The organism is Frondihabitans australicus (assembly GCF_003634555.1).
In the GTDB taxonomy this organism is placed as follows: domain Bacteria; phylum Actinomycetota; class Actinomycetes; order Actinomycetales; family Microbacteriaceae; genus Frondihabitans; species Frondihabitans australicus.
Window position 1 is genome coordinate 2,505,150 of sequence record NZ_RBKS01000001.1, and the last position, 19,561, is coordinate 2,524,710.

Below are 19,561 nucleotides of genomic sequence, written 5' to 3' on the forward strand. Positions count from 1 at the left end.
ACGGCAAGACCCGCGATGTCAGCCGTCGAAGGCGTCGAGGAACCGGTTGCGGAAGGCGCTCATCCGCCACAGCGGTGCGTCGGGAGACGGCAGCATGCCCGGCTGCCAGTGCCACGCCGAGATGGCGTGGAAGACCGACGGATCCTTCGAGATGATGCTGATCGGCACGACGTGGTTCGACGAGTGGCCGCTCACCTCGGCGTTCGGCTGGTGGTCGCCGAGCACCACCAGGGCGAGGTTGGGATCGGTCGACCGGTGCACGAACTGAAACAGCGAGGAGAGCGTGTACTGCACCGACTGGCCGTAGAGCTGCTGCACGTGCTGCGGGCTCTGCCACACGACGCTCGGCGGCAGACCCTCGCCGGGCTGCACGTCGTAGATCGAGCCGTCTCCGAGCTCGTTCCACGGCACGAGGTGCGGCAGCGGGGTCCACGGCGTGTGCGACGAGTCGAAGTCGATCTCGGCGAAGAGCGGCTTGTGTGCCGGCCGCAGCTCGTGTTGGTCGAACCAGTTCCAGGTGTACTGGTCGGGGATCCTGGCGTAGCTGAACCGCGGCCCGGCATACCCGACGTTCTGCGAGTTGAGCTGGGTGTCGTAGTGGTAGAACGACGAGCCGACCGGCCAGGGCGCGGCGTCCGACGGCACGTCGCTCACTGTGCGCCAGCCCGCTCGGCCGAACGCGTCGCTGAGCGTGAAGCGCGATCCCGAGGTGACCTCGTCGTAGCGCTGCTGCGAGTCGATCCACTGACCCGTCTGCAGCGTCGAGTGCGCCAGCCAGCTCACGCCGCCGTAGGTCGGCGAGTCGAGCCAGGCGCTCTGGTCGGAGTAGCCGTCGGCCGCGAGCTGCTTCTCGCCCGCCTTCAGCACCGAGTCGACGCCCTTCGAGAACGACGTGCCCTGCACGGCGACCTGCCCGTAGCTCTCGATGAAGGCGACGATGACGTCCTTGCCCCGGAGGCCCGTCAGCAGCTGCGAGGTCGGGGTGTCGGCGTAGCTGTCCGAGGCGCCGGACGCCTGGAACTCGGCCTGGCTCCGCTCGGTCGCCGCCGCCTGGTCGGAGCGCGACACGACCGTGTCGACGGAGTCGGCCGCGGCGACGGGCAGACCGGGCACGACCTGAGCGCCGACGAGGGCCACGATCGCCCACACCGCGGCGAGCGACGAGGTGCCGATCAACACGGCGCCCTGGCGGACCAGGCGGAGCACGCGGCCGAGACGCAGGAGCGACAGGGTCACCGCGACGACGGCGGCGGCGGACGCCGCGAGCAGGGCGGCGAGCACCCCGATCGCGGCTGCTGATCCTGCGGAGTCGCGCAGCACCCCGAAGCCGTCGGCCAGCTCGGGCCACCCGGTGATCACGTTGAAGCGTGCCCCGACCTCCTCGCGGAAGCCCCGGTCGAGCGCGGCGCTCAGCAGGGTCAGCAGCAGCAGGAGCCCGGCGATCGCCGCCACGACCGCCCGAACCCGGCGCCACGGCAGAGCCGTCACGACCACCGTCGCGAGCGCCCCGTCGAGCGGGAGGCGCAGGAGCGCCAGGGGTGTGCCGTCGGCGATGACGCCGGCGCCGGTGGACGCGCCGAATACCACGACGGCCGCCAGCGTGGTCGCGATGACCGCTCTCGTTCTCATTCGTTCTCCTTCACGATCGGTGCTGTGCGGCGGCGGCCATCGGCTTCGGGCGAATGTCAGCTCGGGCCGACAGGGCGTAGCGCAGCAGCACCACGTCGCCGATCGGCGTCGAGTCGATCGGCGTCGCGCGGCCGGGGTCTCCCCACGGCGCCGGCCCGGGGCCGAGGAATCGGGGGGCTGCGGGGTCGCCGACGAAGATCGGCGCGACCGCCAGATGGAGCTCGTCGGCGACGCCGCCGGCGAGGAACTGCCGCAACGTCGTGCCGCCGCCCTCGACCATGAGGCGCTCGACTCCGCGATCGGCGAGGTCCGCCGCCAGCGCCCGAGGCGCGACCGTACGGCCGAGTCCGACGACGGCGGCGCGACGGCCGAGGAGGCGGCGGATGCGCGACGTCTCGGATCCTGGGCAGTAGACCAGCTTCCGCGCACCGTCGTCGGCGAAGAAGGCGGCGTCGGGATCGAGGTCCCCGCTGCGCGTGACGGTGACCTTGAGCGGCGTGGCCGGGGAGCCCTCGGCGAGGCGTCGCGCTCGACGGGCCGCGCTCCGGACGAGGAGGCGCGGGTTGTCGAGCCGGACGGTCCTGGCGCCGACGAGGATCGCGTCGCTGGTCGAGCGCACCTCGTCGACCCGGTCGAGGTCGGCCGCGTTCGAGAGGATCAGGCGGGGCGGCGCGGCGGTGTCGAGGTAGCCGTCGAGCGAGACGGCGCAGCTGAGCACGGTGTACGGGGTCGTCACGAGCGTGTGCCCCCGGTGGCGGACGTCGCGGCGGCACGGGCGGCGGAGGAAGCCGGTGCCGCGGGCGCTTCGGCGTCCGACCGTCGCTCGCCGTGAGCACGCAGGTGCAGAGCCACGAGGGCGACGGCCCCCGGCGCCACCGACAGCAGGGCCAGCACCCCGAACAGCGTCGACGCGGCGACGCCGGCGCCGTCACCCAGACCGGCGAGGGCGAAGAGGCCGGCCGATGCGCCCTCGCGTGGCCCCCATCCGCCGATGTTGACGGGCACGGCCGAGGCGACGAGCACGGCGAGCGCGAGAGCCACGACCACGGGCGTCGGGGCCCGCACACCGACGGCGCGGGCTGCGACGGCGAACGTGGCGGCGTGGCAGGCCACGACGACTCCCGAGCTCAGTGCGACGACGGCCACGGTCGCAGGATCGGCGAGAGCCGCCCGCACCCGCGCCAGCTCTCTCGCGAGAGCTCCCCGCACCCGCCCGCTCGTCGCCACGGCCACAGCACCGGCGGCCGCGATCCCGGCCACGGCGACGGCCAGCGCCGCGAGCAAGAGGCCCGGTGCCGCGAGCAATCCGCCCGGCGCCGCGGGCAGCGATCCGCCACCCCAGGCGACGACGGCGACGGCTGCGACCGCCGCCATGACGATCTGGACGACCTGGCCCGCGACACGCTCGATCGCGACCGCCCGGATCGCGTCGGCGCGCCCGTCGGCCTCGGGCACGGGCACCCGTCGTCCGCCGGTTTCGGCAGCCCGGCCGGCCCTGCGACGCTCGTCGACGGCGCGCTGCACGTCGCCGACGACGCCGCCGGGCAGCACGGCGTTGACGAACTGCGACCGGTAGTAGAGCAGGACGGCGCGGCGCCAGCCGAGGTCGACGCCGAGCCTCTGCGACACCGCCGCCCAGCGCCACGAGGCGGCGGCGGTCGAGACCGCCGTCAGGGCGAGCGCGACCACGACGGTCGTCGGCGAGACCCCGGCGAGACCGCGCTCGAACGGCGTGCCGCCGACCTTCAGGGCCAGGGCGAGCAGGATCGCGACCCCGACCGCGGGGCCGAGCAGTCTCCGCCAGAGAGGCGTCCGCGCGGGACGCGCCGCCGCCTGCAGACGCACCGCCGCCCCGCTCATCGCGGCCTCGCGAGGAGGTCGACGTGGTGGACGACCGCCGACAGCTCGCCCCGGGCTGCCTGGCCGCGCCGCAGGTCGGCGTAACCCGGCGCGGTCGTCGCGAGCGCCGGCTCCTGCTCGAGCGCGGCCCCGAGCCAGCCGTCGAGCCACTCGGACAGCAGCTGCGGCTGCCTCGCGTCGAGCCGCCAGAACGTCGAGGCGGAGTCGACCTGCCACCCCGCCTCGGTGACGAGGTGCCGCGTGAGGTCGGCGGCGTCGGGGCCGGCGAACCTGCGCCCGGCGACGTCGCGGCGCTGGTGGTCGGCGAACGCCCGCTCGAACTGGGGGTCGGCGGCGTGCGGGGGCTCCTGCTCCACCCTCCCTGTGACGCTCAGGCTGAGGAACGCCGGCACGCCCGCGCCGACGAGGGCGTCGACGATCGCGCGGAGATCGGCGACGGTGAGCACGTCGAGGAGCGCGGACGCGGTGACCAGCCGGGCCCCGCGCAGGTCGGCGGCCTCGAGTCGCGACAGCAGCCCCAGCTCGCCGTGGGCGGCGACCCGCTGGCCTCGGCGCCCGAGCGGGCGCGGCTCGTGCAGGGCTCGGCGCAGGAGCGGCTCGTCGGCGTCGTGCAGGATCCAGGTCTGCTCGCCGTCGATCTGCGGCGCCAGCCAGCGCATCATCGATCCGGTGCCGCTGCCGAGGTCGTGCACGACTCCCCCGCCGCGGACCAGGTCGGCGGCCGCGCGGGCGAGGTCGGTCGAGCGCGCGCGGGCGTCCTCGGGCTCGCGGAGGGCGAGCCAGTCGGCGGAGGCGTGGGCGGTCTCGGTCATGCCGGCACCTCGTCCCGGGCGCCTCGCGCGACGCGGGGCAGCGCCCGTACGACGTCGGAGACGGTGTCGTCCCACGCGCGAGCCTCGTGACGGCGGTCTCGCGCGCCGGCGGCGAGCGCGTCGCGGAGATCCCGATCGCCGAGCCAGCGCCGGAGCGCCGCCGCGAGGGCGGGCACGTCGCCCGCGGGCACGCGCAGGGCCGCGTCGGCATGCCGAGCCGCTTCGACCAGGCCTCCGGCGTCGCTGACGAGCACGGGGATGCCCCGAGCCTGCGCCTCGGCGACGGCCATGCCGTAGCTCTCGGAGAGCGACGGCGCGACGACGAGGTCGGCTCGGTCGTACGCGCGGTCGAGGGCAGGGCCCGTGACGACGCCCGAGAACGTGAGCCGGTCGGCGATCGCGGTTGCGAGGGCGGCGGTGACGAGCGAGGAGGCGTACGCGGGGTCGGTGTCGGCGGATCCTGCGACCTCGAGGGTCCAGCCGGCGACGTCTCCGAGCGTGCCGAGGGCCGCCACGAGCGCGTGCTGCCCCTTGTGCTCGGCGAGCGTCCCGACGCACAGCAGGCGGCCGCCGCCCGGCGACAGCGCGGTCGTCGCCGCGAGCCGGTGCCGCTCGTCGACGCCCGGGCGAGCGACCGAGACGCGTTCGCGCCGGACCCCGTGGGCGACGAGGGCCGCCCTCGTCCACTCGCTCGTCGCGACGACTCCGTCGGCGACGCAGAACGCCGTCCACTCGGCCGGGGTGTGCGGCAGCATGTGCGCGAGCACGATCACGTGCGCCCGGCGCGTCAGCTCGACGAGATGGGCCGGGGCCCAGGAGCCGGCGAGCCCGTCGACGATCACCGTCCGCCCGCCCCGCAGACCCCGCACGGCCGCCGCCGCGCCTTCCGCGTCGACGGCGACCGTTTCGACGCGCAGCCCTGCCGCCCGCAGCCCGTCGCGGAGGCGGCGGTCGTAGAGGTTCCCGCCGCTCACGCGCTCGTCGTCGTCGATCGTCGCCGGGACGACGAAGGCGATGGAGTCCGAAAAACTCACCATGCCGCTCATCGCGCCACCCTCCGCGCCCTCGAATAGCTCGCCCACGCGACGTGCGACTCGTGCAGCGTGACGGCGACCGTCTCGACCCGCGAGTCGCCGACCTCGTCGAGCGCGTCGGCCAGCCGGTCGGCGACGTGGCGGCAGAGCACCTCGGTGGTCGTGTTCACGCCGGTGAAGAGCGGCTCGTCGTCGAGGTTGCGGTAGCTCAGCACTCCGACGACTCCCGCGAGCGCGGCGGAAGCCCAGCCGATGTCGACGACCACCCCGTCGGCGTCGAGATCGGCGGCGCCGAACGACGCGTCGACGACGAAGGTGGCGCCGTGCAGTCGCTGGGCGGGGCCGAACGCCTCGCCGGTGAAGCTGTGGGCGATCATCATGTGGTCGCGGACGGTGACGGTGAAGCTCACGGAGCACTCCAGTCGATCGTGTGGCAGAGGGCGTTCAGGCGCCCGGAGGCGAGTGCCGCGAGGGCGTCGGGCAGCTCCTGCCACCCGCTCGTGCCGGTGAGCAGCGTGTCGAAGGCCGGGTCGCGCAGCAGGAGCAGAGCGAGAGCCAGCCGATCGCGCGTCGACCGGCTCCCCCGACGCCGCGCGGGCACCCGCCCGACCTGGCTCGCGCGGATGCTGAGGCGGCGGGAGTGGAAGTCCTCGCCGAGGCGCAGCGTGACCTCGCGGTCGCCGTACCAGCTCGCCTCGATCACCTCGCCCTCGTCGGCGACGAGGCGCAGGCCCAGCTGCAGGCCGTCGCCGGAGCCGCTGGCGTTGATCACAATGTCCTGGCCGGCGGGCGCGTCGTCGGGCGTCGCGAACCCCACGCCGAGCGATCGGGCCAGGTCGCGCTTCGACTCGTCGACGTCGACGAGAGTGACCTCGACCCCGGGCAGAGCACGCAGGAGCCGGCAGATCGCCGCCCCGATCATCCCGCCCCCGATCACGGCGATCCGGTCTCCGACCAGCGGTTCGGCGTCCCAGAGCACGGTCACCGCGGTCTCCACCGCGCCCGCCAGGACGGCCCGTCGCGCCGGCACGCCGTCGGGCAGCGGCAGCACGCCGGAAGCGGGCACGACGTACCGCGACTGGTGCGGAGAGAGGCAGAACACTTCGCGGCCCATCAGCGCGGCCGGCCCCTGCTCGACGACGCCGACGTTCAGGTAGCCGTACATCACGGGGCCCGGGAACTCGCCGCGCTGGAACGGCGCCCGCATGCGCTCGCGCTCGCTCTCGGGCACGCGCCCGGTGAACACCGTCGTCTCGGTGCCGCGGCTGATGCCGGTCCAGAGGGTGCGCACGACCACGTCGCCGGGCGCAGGATCCGGCAGCTCGACCGTCTGGAGCGAGCCTCGGCCGGGCGCGTCGACGACGAATGCGGTGGCCGTCTGCGTCATCGTCTTCCTCCCCTCGATCGCGCCTGCCGTGTGAACCTTCGGCGGCTGCACAGCGTGGTGATAGCAGGGACACGAGACGGAGGCGGGCATGGTTCACACGGGATCGGGCGCGATCGCCCTGGTCGTCGGGGCGGTCGCCGCCGCGACGTGCGTCGCCGTCGCCGGCCTCCTTCTCACCCGCGGACTGCGGCGGCGGGGCGCCCGGCGGCTGGGCGCGGCGAACACCGTGACCAGCGTGCGTGCCCTGCTGGGGGCGGGAACGACGGGCCTCGTGGGGGCGGGGATGGTGGTGCCGGTGGCGCCCCCGATCCTGCTGGCCGTGGTGGTCCCCGCGCTGCTGCTCGACGGCCTCGACGGGTGGGTGGCGCGGCGGACCGGCACCGTGAGCGAGCTGGGCGCGCGCTACGACATGGAGGTCGACGCCTTCCTTCTGCTCGTGCTGAGCGTCGACGTCGCCCGCGACCTCGGGCCGTGGGTGCTCGCGATCGGCCTGATGCGATACGCGTTCGTCGCGGCGTCCTGGCTGCTGCCGTGGATGGGCGCGCCGCTGCCGTTCCGGTACTGGCGGAAGGTCGCCGCCGCCGCGCAGGGGGTCGCCCTCGCGGTGGCGGCATCGCGGCTGCTGCCCGGGCTCGACGTCGTGCTCGTCGCGCTGGCGCTCTCCCTGCTCGTCGAGTCGTTCGGTCGCGATGTGCTCTGGCTCGCCCGCCGCCGCCCGTCGCGCGTCGCCCGTAGGCTCGGAGCATGGCGCAGGACGGATTCGGCACGATGGCCGAGGATTACGTCAAGATCCTCTGGAACGCCGAGGAGTGGGCCGGCGACTCCCCCACCACCAACGAGATAGCCGCTCGGCTCGGCGTCGCCGCCCCGACCGTGTCGGGCAACCTGCGCCGCCTCGCCCGCGAGGGCCTCATCGACTACGAGCCCTACGGCCGCGCCACCCTCACCGACGCCGGCCGCACCCTGGGCGCCGACGTCGTGAGACGGCACCGCCTTCTCGAGACCTTCCTCGTCGAGCATCTCGGCTACGGCTGGGACGAAGTGCACGACGAGGCCGAGGTGCTCGAGCACGCCGTGTCCGACCGGCTCCTGGCCGTCATCGACCAGGAGCTCGGATACCCCGACCACGATCCCCATGGCGATCCGATCCCCCGCCCGGGTAGCACCCACCCCGAGGGCAGGCGGCTGCGCGACGTCGAGCCGGGCCGCACCGTCGTCGTGGCCCGCGTCTCCGACCACGAGCCGGAGCTGCTCCGCTACCTCGCCGGGCTCACGATCGGCGTCGGCACGCGCATCACGGTCGAGGCCCGGCACGACTTCGCCGGCTCGATGACGATCGTCATCGGCGGGTCGGAGCGGGCTCCTGCGTCGGCGCCGACTCCGACGACACGGACGGAGCTGGCGTTCCCGGCAGCGAACGCGATGTGGGTTCGCGACGGAACGGAGCCGTGATCGTCGGCACGATGTCGCGTCGGCGAACCACGAGCAGCGCGATCGCCGCGGCGACGTGCACGGCGCTCAGCACGTAGCGCCCCGTCTCGCCGGTGACCGCGAACTGCAGCGCGAACAGCGCCACCAGCGCGAGGGCGGCCGACCGCGAGAAGCGCAGGCTGATGATGATCGCGACGCCGAGCAGCGTCTGCGACGCGGTGAGCACGAACTCCTCGAGCTGACGGCCGTCGAGGGGCAGCGCGGCGCCGCCTCCGCCGACGAAGTGAGCCAGCGGCAGCGAGCCGACGAGCAGGGTCCACTGGTTGATCTTCGACGCGATCAGGGTTCCGATGGCGGCAGCGCCCTGGCCGCGCAAAGCGAACAGCACGGCCACGATGAACTCCGGCGCCTCCGACGCGAGCGGCGCCAGCCACTGCACGAGGAAGAAGCTGTCGACCCCGAGCGACCGGCCCGAGTCGACGAGCGCGTTGGCGAACGGCTCGGCGCTCGACAGGATGATCGCGGCCGACACGACGAACATGCCGGTGAAGGTCCAGCGGCGCGCCAGAGTCGGGAGATTCGCGATGTTCGCGGCCTGACCGACGAACTCCTCGGGCTCGCCGTCGTCGGCGACCCGCCCGGCCCGCCAGAGGTAGGCGGCGAAGACCGCGATCAGGAGCACTCCGAACCAGATCGCGATGTGCCCCATCGCCGGGATCGCGAACGCCAGCACCGACACGATCGCGAGCACGCCGATGTCGAGGCGGCTGGTCTGCGGCAGGTGCAGGATCCGCGCCTTCTCGCCCGGCAGAGCCCCACTGGCACGACCCCGCAGCGCGCGGCGCGCGACGGCCAGCGACACGAGGACGACGAGGGGCCAGCCGAAGCCGAGCAGCAGACGGTTCGACCCGGTCATGTTCGCCGCGGCGAACTGCTCGTACGCCGGGTCGGAGCCCGAGCGGAACGCGTAGTAGAGGTCGACGGCGTACTCGGGCAGCACGGCGATGAGCGCCAGGATCGCGATCGCCAGCGCTCCGGAGATGTCCTTCTGGGCGGCCTCGGCGGCCCAGGCGAGCATGAACGACGCGGCGACGACGGCAGTGCCGAAGACGACGAGGTCGAGCACGGGGTTCGGCGCGAAGCCGGTGAGACGGAAGACGATCGCGGGGGTCGCGAGGGCGAGGCAGAGCACGATGCGGCGGATCAGAGGAGCAGGCACGGCCACCACCCTTCCGTCCGCCACCCGGGTTCGTCTACGACACATGTCGTTTTAGGCGCGCCTCACTCGCGGCTTCGCCCGCCCGCCCGCCCCCCCCTGTCGCATTTCGCGACCGGCGCGGCCGCCGAGCGGCATGAACGCGGTAACAGGTGTGACGGGCGGCCCGCAACGGTCGCGAATTGCGGCAGGGCATCCGCCGATTGAACCTTTTCGGCCCCGGTCTCGTGCACACGGCATGCGCGTGCTCGTGGTCGACGACCAGCCCGGACTCGCCGACGGCCTCCGGATCGGGCTCGAGGCGGAGGGCTTCGCCGTCGACGTCGCGAGCAACGGCGTCGACGGCCTGTGGATGGCGCAGGAGAACCCATTCGACCTCATCGTCCTCGACGTCATGCTGCCGGGGATGTCGGGCTACGCCGTCTGCCGGGCTCTCCGCGCCGAGGGCAACTGGGTGCCCATCGTCATGCTCACCGCGAAGGACGGCGAGTGGGATCAGGTCGAGGGGCTCGACACCGGCGCCGACGACTACCTGACGAAGCCGTTCTCGTTCGCCGTGCTGCTCGCGCACATCCGGGCCCTCGTGCGGCGGGGAGCGAGGGAGAGGCCGACCGAGCTCACCGCGGGCGACCTCCGCCTGGATCCTGCGGCCCGTCGCCTCTGGCGAGGCGAGACGCCCATCGACCTGACCGCGCGCGAGTTCGCCGTGATGGAGTACCTGCTGCGCCGGCCGGGCGATGTCGTGACGAAGCGGTCGATCCTCGGAGGCGTGTGGAACGACGACTTCGACGGCGACGACAACATCGTCGAGGTCTATGTCCGGCACCTTCGAAACAAGGTCGACCGGCCGTTCGATCGCGACGCGATCCAGACCGTGCGCGGGGCGGGCTACCGGCTCGCCGCCGACGGAGGGTGACGTGACCGCGCCCGGCGCTCCTGCGAGCCGTCGCCGCCGCCGCGGGTCGCTGCGCCTGCGCATCACCCTCTCGGCCGTCGCGATCGTCGGCGTCACGCTCCTGGTGGCGGCCGTCGTGCTCGCCGCCGTGCAGAGCGCGGTGCTGCACCAGGGTCTGGCGTCGCGGGCGTCGTCGGCCGCCGACCGGGTGCTCGCGCAGCTCGAAGCAGGAGCCACTCCTCCCGACGCCGTCTCCGTCGCACGCGCCTCGGTCGGCGACGACGGCTTCGTCGTGGTCGAGACGGCTGCGACGCACGAGATAATCGCGACCGGGGGCGACCCCGCGGCGGTCCGCGCCTACACGCGCCAGGCCGACCGCACGCCGGGATCATCGCTTCGCCTGGGCCCCACGGCGTACCTCGTCGCCTCGAGCGGCGCCGTCGATCGCTCCACGCCCGCGCCGACCATCACCGTCACCCCGCACGACGACCACGGGGGCGCAGGATCGGGCAGCCCGACCGCTCCCTCGTCGTCCACCCCGCCCGACGACCACGGGGGCGCCTCACGCCCGTCGGGCTCAACGTCCGGGGGCGGGGCCGACGACACCGGCGGCTCCGGCGGCGGCGGGAGCGGCCGCGGCTCGTCCGGCGGCAGCTCGGGCGGAGGCAGCTCGGGCGGAGGCAGCGGCGGCGGCTCCGGCGGCGGCTCGGGCCTCGGGGACGGGTTCGCCGGGTTTCTCGGCGGAGGTGCGGGGCGCTCGTCGGCTGTCGCCGATCCTGCGCCCACCGCCTCGGAGTACCTCGTGGTCGCCGCGCTGTCGACCACGTCCCTCGACGCGACCACCGGCGCGACCCGCGCCACTCTCGCCGCCGCGGTGCCCACCCTCCTCGGAGTCATGGCGATCACGACCTGGCTCGTGGTGGGGAGGGCGCTGCGCCCGGTGGAGAGGCTGCGTGCCCGCGTCGCCGGGATCTCGGCGGCGCATCTGTCCGAGCGGGTGGACGATCCGGGCGGCTCGGACGAGGTGTCGCGTCTCGCAGCCACCCTCAACGGCATGCTCGATCGCCTCGACGCCTCGGCTGCGGCACAGCGCCGGTTCGTGTCGGACGCGTCGCACGAGCTGCGCTCGCCGCTCGCGGTGATGCGGCAGCACGCCGAGCTGTCGAAGTCCTACCCCGACCGGCTGCCGCCCGAACGACTCGCCGACACGGTGCTCGCCGAGGGGGCGCGGCTGGCCGACCTGGTCAGCGCGATGCTGATCCTGGCGAAGTCCGACGAGGGCGCGCTGGCTCGCGCGGCGGCCGACGTCGACCTCGACGACCTCGTCGGAGCCGAGGCCGTGAGGCTCCGTGCAGGCGGTGAGCTCGCCGTCGACACGTCTCACCTCGGCCCCGCACGCGTGCTCGGTGACGAGGGCCTCCTGGCCCAGGTGGTCCGGAACCTCGCCGACAACGCCGCCCGCCACGCCTCGTCGGCCATCGCGCTCTCCCTGACCCAGGGGCCCGACGGCCGCGCCGTGCTCACGGTCGACGACGACGGCTCCGGCATCGCCGAGTCCGAACTCGAGCGCGTGTTCGAGCGCTTCGTTCGCCTCGACGAGGCCCGGGCGCGCGAGGCCGGAGGGTCGGGGCTCGGCCTTGCCATCGTGCGCGGGATCGTCACCTCGCACGGCGGCCGCGTCCACGTCGAGTCCTCGCCGCTCGGCGGCGCCCGCTTCGTGGTCGAGCTCCCGGCGGACGGCCGCGAGCCTCGCTGAACGGATCTTCAGCGGGCTTCAGGGCCGCTTCAGCACCCCCGAGCGACAGTTCTTCCATCGACAGCGACCCACAGGAGGGCCGCACCGGGAGGAACATCATGATCACACGCACCACCCGCTGGATCGCGGCCTCGGGTGCCGCAGCCGCACTCGTCCTCGGCTCGGCCGGCGTCGCCTTCGCCTCGCAGGGCGCCGACGACCCCGCCACGCACGACACCCGCACCGCTCCCGCGACGGCTTCCCCCGTCGTCACGGGCACGGCAGCGCCGGCGCCGGTCGCCGACGACCACGGGGGCCTGCGGACCGGCCCCGAGGCCGTCCACCACCACAACCACGGAGCGCCTCACGCCACGACGGCGCCGGTCGCTCCCGCCGCTTCGCCCTCGGCCCCCGCCACCGTGCCGTCGCCCGCGCCCTCCGTCGCGGACGACCACGGCGTGCACGCCCCCGGCACCGACGACCGCGGCGGCGCGTCGCGGGGCGGCTCCGGTGCGAGCGTCTCGTCGAGCCACGGCTCGGGCTCGAGCGGCTCCGGCTCCGGCAGCTCCGGCTCCGGCAGCTCCGGCTCATCGGGTCGCGGCGGTCACGACGACCCGGCGGGCGACGACCACGGCGGCTCGGGCCACGGCTCCGACGGCTGACCGCCGCTTCCGGCGGGACGGCGAGACACCCTCGACCCGACGCGGCGGAGCCCCAGAGGCCGCCGCGGCGTCGGGTCGGGGGTGTCTCGCCGCGTCTGGGGGCGCGGCTGTCGCCGGGGGCGGGTGCCCCTGCTCCTGCGCCCTGACCGAACCCGATCAGACCGTCTGCGTGCGGCGAAGGCCCAGCCCGGCGGTGATCGCCAGCACGACGACGCCGATCGCCTCGATCAGCACCGTCTCGGGCACCAGCGTGAAGGTCCAGACCTCGGTGATGCCGAACAGGCCGACCGTGAGGGCCAGCAGAAGGGCCAGCAGGCTGACGACGTCGAAGGCCAGGCCCAGGAGCAGCGCCGCCCTCAGCAGCCCACCCCGAGCCGCCAGCACACCGACCCCGAGCACCACCCCGGCGATCGCGTTCAGGATGAAGAGCACGCCGAGGGTGCCGCCGACCCCGTCGAACACGAGGAACAGGTGGATCAGCCCCACCGCGAGCAGGACGATGCCGCTGACGATGCGCAGCGTGCGAAGTGTGGTTCCGGTCATGACGTGCCTTCTTCCGCTCCGGCCCCGCCGTCGGGGCCTTTCTGTGGAGACACGAGAAGGAGGTGCGTGCGGTTCATCGCGGTGAAGCCAGGCCCACGGCTCGTGGGCCGCTTGGGAGGGCTTTCTTCCTCCCGAACGGTGGTGGAGCGCCCACGCGGCGCCACTCGGGAGGAACTCGGCGACGTCCAGGAGGGAGCCGCCGCCGAAACTCCTCCCCAACGCGACGCCACCTTCCGCGGTCGCACGCCGGGGAGGAACGTCTTCCTCCCGAAGGGTCGGAATGCGGTCCACGGTGTACCGATCGGACCTTGCCGCTGCTCCTGCGACCCTGCAGGCTGGCCCGATGGACGACAAGGTCAGCTTCACCGACGCCCTCGACGGGCTCACCGAGTTCTGGTCGCAGCGGGTGCTCGCCGAGGCGAACGGCACGCTCATCAAGGTGGCGAAGGGCACCGGATCGACGCGCTGGCACTCGCACGACGACCAGGACGAGACCTTCATCGTGATCGACGGCGACCTCACCGTGCAGCTGCGCGACCGCGACGTCGTGATGAGCGCGGGCGACGTGTTCGTCGTGCCTCGGGGCGTCGAGCACTGCCCTATGTCCGCCACCGAGGCGCGCTTCATCATCCTCGGCACGAGCGTCACGTCCAACGCGGCCGGCGGCAAGCCCGACTGGAGTATGGGCGGCGGCAACCCCGCCTAAAATCGATGATATTTCAGTATCAGAATGCGCTAGGCTCGCGAGTGGAGGGCTCGAGAACGACGCCGACTCGAGCCGCTCCAGGGCAAAATTGAAGCCCAGGCCTGCCACAACAAGCCTGGGCTTCGAGGTTGCCTTCCGAGTGGAAAGCCTGGGACAGCCAAATTGTCCGAGCCACCTGCTCGGACAGTTTAGGCCGATCCGGGTTCCGCGTGCAACATGTCACGCGACCCGGCGACCGCCCCAGGCCTCCCGCTTCTCGTGTTCGTCGGCGCGATCATCGAGGGAGGTGGTGCCGTCGTGTGCGAACGTGACGAGCATCAGCGACCCGAGGTCGACTGGGTTGCCGTGGTGACGATGCTCGCCACCGTGGCCTCGCTCGCTCTCGACGTCGTCCGCGGCTAGCAATAGCCGGCGCCCCGCTCCGTACAGCGGGGCGCACCCGCGCGCGCAGCACTGTCGATTGACGACGAGGCCGATCTCCTGAAGAATCTGCGTATGCACTTAGATACGGAAGTATGCGGGCTCGACCCCGAATCCGAGTACGTCGAACTCGCCGTCGAGGTCTTCGCGATGCTCGCCGACGCCACGCGGGTGCGCATCATCCTGGCGCTCCGTTCCTCCGGCGAGATGAGCGTGAACCACCTCGCCGACGTCGTCGACAAGAGCCCCGCGGCGGTCTCGCAGCACCTCGCGAAACTCCGCCTGGCCCGCATGGTCTCGACGCGCCGCGAAGGCACCACAGTGTTCTACCGGCTCACCGACGAGCACGCCTCCGAGCTCGTCGTCGACGCCGTCAAGCAGGCCGAGCACGTGGTCGGAACAGCCTCGCACCACCGCACGCAGCAGACAGGCGCATGACCGGGTCGCAGGAGCAGGGCCACACCTCCCCCACCGACACCCCCGGCCCCGTCCACCCCCACGCGCACACGCACGACCACGGCGACCTCCCCCACGCGCACACGCACGACCACGGCGGCCTCCCGCACGCGCACGACCACGCCGACGACGACCACCCGCACACCCACCCCACGGCGGCGTGAAAGGCTTCCTCTACGATCTGCTCGTCCCGCACACCCACGACTCCGCCGACTCCATCGACGACGCCATGGAGGCGAGCACCGCCGGGGTCCGGGCGCTCAAGATCAGCATGTTCGTGCTCCTCGGCACGACCATTCTCCAGGCCGCCTTCGTCGCCCTCACCGGATCGGTCGCCCTGCTCGCCGACACGATCCACAACTTCGCCGACGCCCTGACGGCTGTCCCGCTGTGGATCGCCTTCGTCCTGGGGCGCCGCGTGGCGAACCGCCGCTACACCTACGGCTACGGCCGCGCCGAAGATCTGGCCGGCATGTTCATCGTGCTCGTGGTCGCCCTCTCCGCCGTCGTCGCGGGAGTCGAGGCCGTCGACCGCTTCATCCATCCGCGCCCGGTCGACAACGCGGGCTGGCTGATCGCCGCGGGCCTCATCGGGTTCGCCGGCAACGAGCTCGTCGCGATCTACCGGATCCGGGTGGGGCGCAGGATCGGCAGCGCCGCCCTCGTGGCCGACGGCGTCCACGCCCGGCTCGACGGCTTCACCTCCCTGTCCGTGGTGCTCGGGGCGATCGGCGTCCTCCTCGGGTTCCCGCTCGCCGATCCGATCATCGGTCTGCTGATCGCGATCTCGATACTGTTGCTGCTCTGGGGCACCGTGAAGTCGATCGGAGCCCGCCTCATGGACGCCGTCGATCCGGCGCTCGTCGAGCGCGTCGAGCACGCCATCGAGCGCGTCGACGGCGTGTCGGCAGTGCGCGACGTGCGGCTCCGCTGGATCGGCCACCGGCTCACGGGTTCGGCCACGATCGAAGTCGCCGCCGCCGACCTGCACGACGCCGACCACACCGCCGACCACGCCGAAGAGCACGTGCGCGAGGCGCTCCGCACCCTCGACTCGTTCACCGTCACGCCCGTCCCCGCGGGGCATGCGCGCCGAGACACCCTCGACCCGACGGGATTCGGCGCTCCTGCGCCCTGAACGGTCGGATCGGGGGTGTCTCGGCGGCCCGGCCGGGAGGGGCACCGACCGTACCTCTCACGTCGGGGTCGACGCTCGTAGCGTGGGCAGCGACCGACCACGATAGGAGTCACCACATGTCCACCTGGCTGATCACAGGATGCTCGACCGGCCTCGGCCGCGCCTTCGCCGACGCGGTCCTCGAGCGGGGCGACAACGTCGTCGTGACCGCGCGCGACGCCTCGGCCGTCGCCGACTTCGCGACGCGTTACCCCGACACCGCGCTGGCCGCCGCCCTCGACGTCACCGACCAGATGCAGGTCGATGCCGCCGTCGCCGCCGCGGTCGAGCGCTTCGGCCAGGTCGACGTGCTCGTGAACAACGCCGGCTACGGCTATCGCGCCGCCGTCGAGGAGGGCGTGGACGACGACGTGCAGCGCCTGTTCGACACGCACCTGTACGGGAGCGTCCGCATGATCAAGGCGGTGCTGCCGGCGATGCGCGCCCGTCGCTCCGGGACGATCGTCAACCTCTCGTCGATCGGCGCTCGCCTGTCGCCCGAGGGGTCCGGCTACTACGCCGCGGTGAAGGCGGCGATCGAGGCGCTGACCCTGTCGCTCCGCAAGGAGGTCGCACCGCTCGGGATCGCCGCGATGGTGGTCGAGCCGGGCGGATTCCGCACCGACTTCGCCGGGCGCTCGCTCACTCAGTCGGCCACTCCGATCGCCGACTACGCCGATACCGCGGGTCGACGTCGCAAGGAGCACGACACGGTCCACGGCACGCAGCCCGGCGACCCGGCGAAGGCCGCCCGAGTGCTGATCGACGCCGTGGAGTCGCCCGAGACCCCGTACATGCTGGTCCTCGGCAACGATGCGTCGACGGGCTTCCGCGCGGCGCTCGATGCGCTGCGCGCCGAGGTCGACGTCTGGGAGTCCGCGAGCCGCGGCACCGACTTCGACTGACCCGTCAGCCCTCACCCGCTGCGCGCTCCCGCTCGCGCTCGCTCGCGATGGCGGCCGCGCGCACACGCTCGTCACGACGCCGCAATCCCGACCGCACAGGCAGCGCGATTGCAGCCCCGACTGCACCGAGGATGATCAGGTTCAGCAGGAGTCCCACCCACGAGAAATCGACTAGCACCGCGCCGCCTCAGCTCGTCACCGAGAACGAGCCACCGGATGAGTAGATCGTCGCGGAGGCGCTTATCGTGTCGTAGACCGCGACGGATGTGTACGAGCCCGAGCGGCTGAAACTGTACGAGTGCGCCGTCGTCGTGACGCTCGGGCTCGCCGAATAGGTCAGCCCGAGCCCGCCGCTGCCGATCACACCGTACGAACGAATTTCCGCCTGGATCTTCATCTTCGTCGCCTTGGCGCTGCTCGTGGCTTTGACGCTCACGGCGTAGCGGTGCGTCACGGGACCGCTGCCGTCTGTGCTCAGTGACCCCGAGATCGCCCCCGTCACTCCACCGCTCGTCCGTGACTTCGAGAACGCGAGCGTCTTGTTAATGCCGATGCCCGATTCTGCGGCGGCGTCGATCGGCGTCGCGTACATCGTGACGAACTCTTCGTCGACAGGACTGAATCGTTGGCCCACGGCGTAATCACCATCTATCTGCGCGAATCGCGAGTTGATCTCTTCGGCAGAGAGGTCGAGATTGTCAGCGAACACCCCACCGCCACGAGGACTAGGCGAAATAGCCGTCGCCGGATGCGCGTGCTCAGCAGGCGACGCGGCAGCCGAGAGCGGCACGGGAACCGCGAGCAGGAGGGCGACAAAGAGCGCTCCTGAATCGATGCGAATTCGTCGGTAAGCCGTCATAGAAGTAACTCCCTTGGTACTCAGTGTTCTTATATCACTGAGATTGGCGAGTACGTCTATATCCGCAAGCCTAGGTTCGTGGCATGGGCGGGGACGACGAGGCGCCGGACGGATTCGAGAGGCTCGGCTTTGCGCCGGATCCAGCGCCCGAGGCCCCCGCGACTCAGCCGAAGCCGCCGTGGTGGGTGAGCGGCAGGAGCCTCGTCGCCTCGGCGATCATCGGCGGAGTGTGGTGGGCCGTCTTCGTCGTACGGCTGATCGCCCTTCTAACCGGCGCACAGACGAACGGCCTCGACATCACGCTCCTCGTGGCGAGCGGCCTGCTCGGCCTGGCGTACGTGCCTTCGGTCGTCTACTTCACCCGACGCCGGCGGGCGTGACGGCGCGCTACGCCTCGTCGCCGGGCGCCGACGCCTCCAGCTGGGCGACGATCTCGGCCAGGATCGCCGCGCGATCCTCGGCGTCGGGCGCGCGCGGCGGCAGGAGTTCTCCGCGGTAGTAGCGGAGGGCGCTCATGATGATGAAGTTCGCCGCCGCGTCGGTGTCTTCCGCGGCGATGCCGGCGTCGAGGTCGCCCTGTGTGAGCCCGCGGTCCTCCTCGACCTGCGCCAGGCCGACCCGCCACCGGCCGTCCTCCGTGTAGGCCATGATGCCGGTCTCGAAGTCGATCGCGGTCTGCACGAGCCAGTCCGTCGAGTCGCCCGACTGCTCGGTGTGCGAGACGGTCGGGGCGATGAAGGGGGTGATCTCGGTGAGTCGTGCAACGACGGCGGTGCACAGCTGTTCAGGCGTCATGCCTCGAGCGTACCGAGTGCGGGTCGGGCGCAGGCGCACACCCGGGTCGATACTCGATCCATGACCGACCTCCCCACCCGCCGCTACGGCCGCACCGGCTATGACGTCACCCCGCTCTGCATCGGCTCCGGATCCTGGGGCGCGACCCGCGACGGCGAGACGGAGACCGAGGGCGACGAGCGCATCGCCGAGATCTCCACGCCATTCGCGGCGAGGGCGCTCCCGGTGAACTTCCTCGACTCGTCGAACATCTACGGCGGAGGGCGCAGCGAGCTCCTCGTGGGCCGCGGCCTCGCGCGTGCGAAGGCGACCCTGGCCGATCAGGGCGCAGGATCCGCAGGTCTCGTCGTGCAGACCAAGCTCGACCGCGACGTCGCCACGGGTGACTTCTCCGCCGACCGGATGCGACGGTCGCTCGACGAGACGCTGGAGAGGCTGGGGGTCGACCACCTCCAGGTCCTGCATCTGCACGACCCCGACAGCATCGGCTTCGAGGCCGCGATGGCGGACGGCGGCCCCGTCTCGGCGCTCGTGACGATGAAGGAGGAGGGCGTCGTGTCGTCAATCGGCATCTCGGGCGGCCCGGTCGGCATGCTCCAGCGCTTCGTCGAGACCGACCTGTTCGACGCGCTCATCACGCACAACCGCTGGACGCTCGTCGACCGCTCGGCGTCGGCGCTGTTCGACGCGGCGACGGCGAGGGACGTCGGCATCACGAACGGCGCACCCTACGGCGCGGGAATCCTCACCGGCGATCCCCGCTTCGCCGGCACCTACGCCTACCGGCCCGCGACGCAGCAGGTGCTCGACACCGTCACGGCCCTCCAGCGCGTGTGCGACGACTTCGGCGTGCCGCTGGGGACGGCGGCGCTGCAGTTCAGCGTCCGCGAGCGGCGCATCCACTCGACGGTGGTCGGGGTGTCATCGCTGCCGCGCCTCGAGGCGGCGATCGACGCCGCGACGCAGGCCCTGCCCGACGAGCTGTGGGCGGCGCTCGACGCAGTGGTCCCCGAGGGCATCGCGCTCGACGCCTGAGCCG

24 protein-coding genes are annotated in these 19,561 nt (G+C 72.6%); 13 read left to right on the forward strand and 11 right to left on the reverse strand.

Annotated features, from left to right (window positions below):
• Nucleotides 1–18: 18 nt before the first annotated feature.
• From C8E83_RS11725 to C8E83_RS11755, 7 genes are read right to left on the reverse strand one after another with little or no spacing between them, the layout of a single operon-like run.
• Nucleotides 19–1,629: an alkaline phosphatase family protein gene (locus C8E83_RS11725; protein WP_121370062.1), complete on the reverse strand. Its 1,611-nt coding sequence runs from the start codon at nucleotides 1,627–1,629 to the stop codon at nucleotides 19–21.
• A gap of 10 nt (nucleotides 1,630–1,639) precedes the next feature.
• On the reverse strand, nucleotides 1,640–2,365 hold the full coding sequence (locus C8E83_RS11730; protein ID WP_121370063.1) for a RibD family protein: 726 nt from the start codon (nucleotides 2,363–2,365) through the stop codon (nucleotides 1,640–1,642).
• Nucleotides 2,362–3,489, reverse strand: coding sequence for a lysylphosphatidylglycerol synthase transmembrane domain-containing protein (locus tag C8E83_RS11735; RefSeq protein ID WP_121370064.1), 1,128 nt, complete (start codon nucleotides 3,487–3,489; stop codon nucleotides 2,362–2,364). Before C8E83_RS11735 ends, C8E83_RS11730 begins: the two co-directional genes overlap by 4 nt.
• Nucleotides 3,486–4,301 (reverse strand): SAM-dependent methyltransferase, encoded by an 816-nt coding sequence (locus C8E83_RS11740; protein WP_121370065.1) that lies wholly within the window; start codon nucleotides 4,299–4,301, stop codon nucleotides 3,486–3,488. The genes C8E83_RS11735 and C8E83_RS11740 overlap by 4 nt, the downstream gene beginning before the upstream one ends.
• Nucleotides 4,298–5,347, reverse strand: a complete 1,050-nt coding sequence (locus C8E83_RS11745) for a glycosyltransferase family 4 protein (RefSeq protein ID WP_147430164.1) — start codon at nucleotides 5,345–5,347, stop codon at nucleotides 4,298–4,300. Before C8E83_RS11745 ends, C8E83_RS11740 begins: the two co-directional genes overlap by 4 nt.
• A complete protein-coding gene (locus C8E83_RS11750; protein ID WP_121370067.1) occupies nucleotides 5,344–5,745 on the reverse strand; it encodes a 6-pyruvoyl trahydropterin synthase family protein in 402 nt (133 codons plus the stop codon). Before C8E83_RS11750 ends, C8E83_RS11745 begins: the two co-directional genes overlap by 4 nt.
• Entirely contained in the window at nucleotides 5,742–6,722 is a 981-nt protein-coding gene (locus C8E83_RS11755; protein ID WP_121370068.1) for a zinc-dependent alcohol dehydrogenase, read from the reverse strand. Before C8E83_RS11755 ends, C8E83_RS11750 begins: the two co-directional genes overlap by 4 nt.
• 88 nt (nucleotides 6,723–6,810) lie before the next feature.
• On the opposite strand from C8E83_RS11755, the gene C8E83_RS11760 reads away from it, so the two are divergent.
• Nucleotides 6,811–7,566, forward strand: a complete 756-nt coding sequence (locus C8E83_RS11760) for a CDP-alcohol phosphatidyltransferase family protein (RefSeq protein ID WP_121370069.1) — start codon at nucleotides 6,811–6,813, stop codon at nucleotides 7,564–7,566.
• On the forward strand, nucleotides 7,467–8,174 hold the full coding sequence (locus C8E83_RS11765; RefSeq protein WP_121370070.1) for a metal-dependent transcriptional regulator: 708 nt from the start codon (nucleotides 7,467–7,469) through the stop codon (nucleotides 8,172–8,174). The genes C8E83_RS11760 and C8E83_RS11765 overlap by 100 nt, the downstream gene beginning before the upstream one ends.
• Here C8E83_RS11765 and C8E83_RS11770 read toward each other — a convergent pair.
• Nucleotides 8,062–9,372: a sodium:proton exchanger gene (locus C8E83_RS11770; RefSeq protein ID WP_245981636.1), complete on the reverse strand. Its 1,311-nt coding sequence runs from the start codon at nucleotides 9,370–9,372 to the stop codon at nucleotides 8,062–8,064. The genes C8E83_RS11765 and C8E83_RS11770 overlap by 113 nt on opposite strands.
• A gap of 235 nt (nucleotides 9,373–9,607) precedes the next feature.
• Here C8E83_RS11770 and C8E83_RS11775 point away from each other — a divergent pair, with 235 nt between their 5' ends.
• The 3 genes from C8E83_RS11775 (at nucleotide 9,608) to C8E83_RS11785 (ending at nucleotide 12,661) form a co-directional block, all read left to right on the forward strand.
• Nucleotides 9,608–10,285: a response regulator transcription factor gene (locus tag C8E83_RS11775; RefSeq protein WP_121370072.1), complete on the forward strand. Its 678-nt coding sequence runs from the start codon at nucleotides 9,608–9,610 to the stop codon at nucleotides 10,283–10,285.
• Between the two features lies 1 nt (nucleotide 10,286).
• Nucleotides 10,287–12,020, forward strand: coding sequence for a sensor histidine kinase (locus C8E83_RS19900; protein ID WP_245981638.1), 1,734 nt, complete (start codon nucleotides 10,287–10,289; stop codon nucleotides 12,018–12,020).
• Nucleotides 12,021–12,118: 98 nt separating this feature from the next.
• The gene (locus tag C8E83_RS11785; RefSeq protein WP_121370073.1) at nucleotides 12,119–12,661 is read left to right on the forward strand and encodes a hypothetical protein; all 543 of its coding nucleotides are present in this window, start codon (nucleotides 12,119–12,121) and stop codon (nucleotides 12,659–12,661) included.
• A 156-nt stretch (nucleotides 12,662–12,817) separates the two neighbouring features.
• On the opposite strand, the gene C8E83_RS11790 is transcribed toward C8E83_RS11785, so the two are convergent.
• The gene (locus C8E83_RS11790) at nucleotides 12,818–13,204 is read right to left on the reverse strand and encodes a hypothetical protein (RefSeq protein WP_121370074.1); all 387 of its coding nucleotides are present in this window, start codon (nucleotides 13,202–13,204) and stop codon (nucleotides 12,818–12,820) included.
• A 343-nt stretch (nucleotides 13,205–13,547) separates the two neighbouring features.
• Between C8E83_RS11790 and C8E83_RS11795 the strand changes: the two genes are divergently transcribed.
• From C8E83_RS11795 to C8E83_RS11815, 6 genes are all read left to right on the forward strand, one after another.
• On the forward strand, nucleotides 13,548–13,910 hold the full coding sequence (locus tag C8E83_RS11795) for a cupin domain-containing protein (RefSeq protein WP_121370075.1): 363 nt from the start codon (nucleotides 13,548–13,550) through the stop codon (nucleotides 13,908–13,910).
• Nucleotides 13,911–14,126: 216 nt separating this feature from the next.
• Nucleotides 14,127–14,312 (forward strand): hypothetical protein, encoded by a 186-nt coding sequence (locus C8E83_RS11800; protein WP_121370076.1) that lies wholly within the window; start codon nucleotides 14,127–14,129, stop codon nucleotides 14,310–14,312.
• A 93-nt stretch (nucleotides 14,313–14,405) separates the two neighbouring features.
• Nucleotides 14,406–14,768, forward strand: coding sequence for an ArsR/SmtB family transcription factor (locus C8E83_RS11805; protein WP_121370077.1), 363 nt, complete (start codon nucleotides 14,406–14,408; stop codon nucleotides 14,766–14,768).
• Complete coding sequence (locus C8E83_RS19905; RefSeq protein ID WP_170159794.1) at nucleotides 14,765–14,950, forward strand: hypothetical protein; 186 nt, start codon at nucleotides 14,765–14,767, stop codon at nucleotides 14,948–14,950. The genes C8E83_RS11805 and C8E83_RS19905 overlap by 4 nt, the downstream gene beginning before the upstream one ends.
• Nucleotides 14,947–15,924, forward strand: a complete 978-nt coding sequence (locus tag C8E83_RS11810; protein ID WP_245981641.1) for a cation diffusion facilitator family transporter — start codon at nucleotides 14,947–14,949, stop codon at nucleotides 15,922–15,924. The genes C8E83_RS19905 and C8E83_RS11810 overlap by 4 nt, the downstream gene beginning before the upstream one ends.
• A 116-nt stretch (nucleotides 15,925–16,040) precedes the next feature.
• Entirely contained in the window at nucleotides 16,041–16,868 is an 828-nt protein-coding gene (locus tag C8E83_RS11815; RefSeq protein ID WP_121370078.1) for an oxidoreductase, read from the forward strand.
• Nucleotides 16,869–17,055: 187 nt separating this feature from the next.
• Here the strand turns inward: C8E83_RS11815 and C8E83_RS11820 are convergent, their stop codons facing one another.
• A complete protein-coding gene (locus C8E83_RS11820; RefSeq protein ID WP_147430165.1) occupies nucleotides 17,056–17,727 on the reverse strand; it encodes a hypothetical protein in 672 nt (223 codons plus the stop codon).
• A gap of 83 nt (nucleotides 17,728–17,810) precedes the next feature.
• Here C8E83_RS11820 and C8E83_RS11825 point away from each other — a divergent pair, with 83 nt between their 5' ends.
• Nucleotides 17,811–18,107 (forward strand): hypothetical protein, encoded by a 297-nt coding sequence (locus C8E83_RS11825; protein WP_121370080.1) that lies wholly within the window; start codon nucleotides 17,811–17,813, stop codon nucleotides 18,105–18,107.
• Nucleotides 18,108–18,114: 7 nt separating this feature from the next.
• Here C8E83_RS11825 and C8E83_RS11830 read toward each other — a convergent pair whose 3' ends face one another.
• Nucleotides 18,115–18,522, reverse strand: a complete 408-nt coding sequence (locus C8E83_RS11830; RefSeq protein ID WP_121370081.1) for a hypothetical protein — start codon at nucleotides 18,520–18,522, stop codon at nucleotides 18,115–18,117.
• A 60-nt stretch (nucleotides 18,523–18,582) separates the two neighbouring features.
• Between C8E83_RS11830 and C8E83_RS11835 the strand changes: the two genes are divergently transcribed.
• Nucleotides 18,583–19,557, forward strand: a complete 975-nt coding sequence (locus tag C8E83_RS11835; protein ID WP_121370082.1) for an aldo/keto reductase — start codon at nucleotides 18,583–18,585, stop codon at nucleotides 19,555–19,557.
• Nucleotides 19,558–19,561 lie beyond the last annotated feature (4 nt).

Bases quoted from the DNA above. Each gene is read 5' to 3' on its own strand.
- C8E83_RS11725 (WP_121370062.1), bottom strand. From the start codon at position 1,629: ATGAGAACGAGAGCGGTCATCGCGACCACGCTGGCGGCCGTCGTGGTA.
- C8E83_RS19905 (WP_170159794.1), top strand. From the start codon at position 14,765: ATGACCGGGTCGCAGGAGCAGGGCCACACCTCCCCCACCGACACCCCC.
- C8E83_RS11760 (WP_121370069.1), top strand. From the start codon at position 6,811: ATGGTTCACACGGGATCGGGCGCGATCGCCCTGGTCGTCGGGGCGGTC.
- C8E83_RS11805 (WP_121370077.1), top strand. From the start codon at position 14,406: ATGCACTTAGATACGGAAGTATGCGGGCTCGACCCCGAATCCGAGTAC.
- C8E83_RS11800 (WP_121370076.1), top strand. From the start codon at position 14,127: ATGTCACGCGACCCGGCGACCGCCCCAGGCCTCCCGCTTCTCGTGTTC.
- C8E83_RS11795 (WP_121370075.1), top strand. From the start codon at position 13,548: ATGGACGACAAGGTCAGCTTCACCGACGCCCTCGACGGGCTCACCGAG.
- C8E83_RS11785 (WP_121370073.1), top strand. From the start codon at position 12,119: ATGATCACACGCACCACCCGCTGGATCGCGGCCTCGGGTGCCGCAGCC.
- C8E83_RS11815 (WP_121370078.1), top strand. From the start codon at position 16,041: ATGTCCACCTGGCTGATCACAGGATGCTCGACCGGCCTCGGCCGCGCC.
- C8E83_RS11755 (WP_121370068.1), bottom strand. From the start codon at position 6,722: ATGACGCAGACGGCCACCGCATTCGTCGTCGACGCGCCCGGCCGAGGC.
- C8E83_RS11790 (WP_121370074.1), bottom strand. From the start codon at position 13,204: ATGACCGGAACCACACTTCGCACGCTGCGCATCGTCAGCGGCATCGTC.
- C8E83_RS11835 (WP_121370082.1), top strand. From the start codon at position 18,583: ATGACCGACCTCCCCACCCGCCGCTACGGCCGCACCGGCTATGACGTC.
- C8E83_RS11735 (WP_121370064.1), bottom strand. From the start codon at position 3,489: ATGAGCGGGGCGGCGGTGCGTCTGCAGGCGGCGGCGCGTCCCGCGCGG.
- C8E83_RS11820 (WP_147430165.1), bottom strand. From the start codon at position 17,727: ATGACGGCTTACCGACGAATTCGCATCGATTCAGGAGCGCTCTTTGTC.
- C8E83_RS11745 (WP_147430164.1), bottom strand. From the start codon at position 5,347: ATGAGCGGCATGGTGAGTTTTTCGGACTCCATCGCCTTCGTCGTCCCG.
- C8E83_RS11740 (WP_121370065.1), bottom strand. From the start codon at position 4,301: ATGACCGAGACCGCCCACGCCTCCGCCGACTGGCTCGCCCTCCGCGAG.
- C8E83_RS11825 (WP_121370080.1), top strand. From the start codon at position 17,811: ATGGGCGGGGACGACGAGGCGCCGGACGGATTCGAGAGGCTCGGCTTT.
- C8E83_RS11830 (WP_121370081.1), bottom strand. From the start codon at position 18,522: ATGACGCCTGAACAGCTGTGCACCGCCGTCGTTGCACGACTCACCGAG.
- C8E83_RS11775 (WP_121370072.1), top strand. From the start codon at position 9,608: ATGCGCGTGCTCGTGGTCGACGACCAGCCCGGACTCGCCGACGGCCTC.
- C8E83_RS11765 (WP_121370070.1), top strand. From the start codon at position 7,467: ATGGCGCAGGACGGATTCGGCACGATGGCCGAGGATTACGTCAAGATC.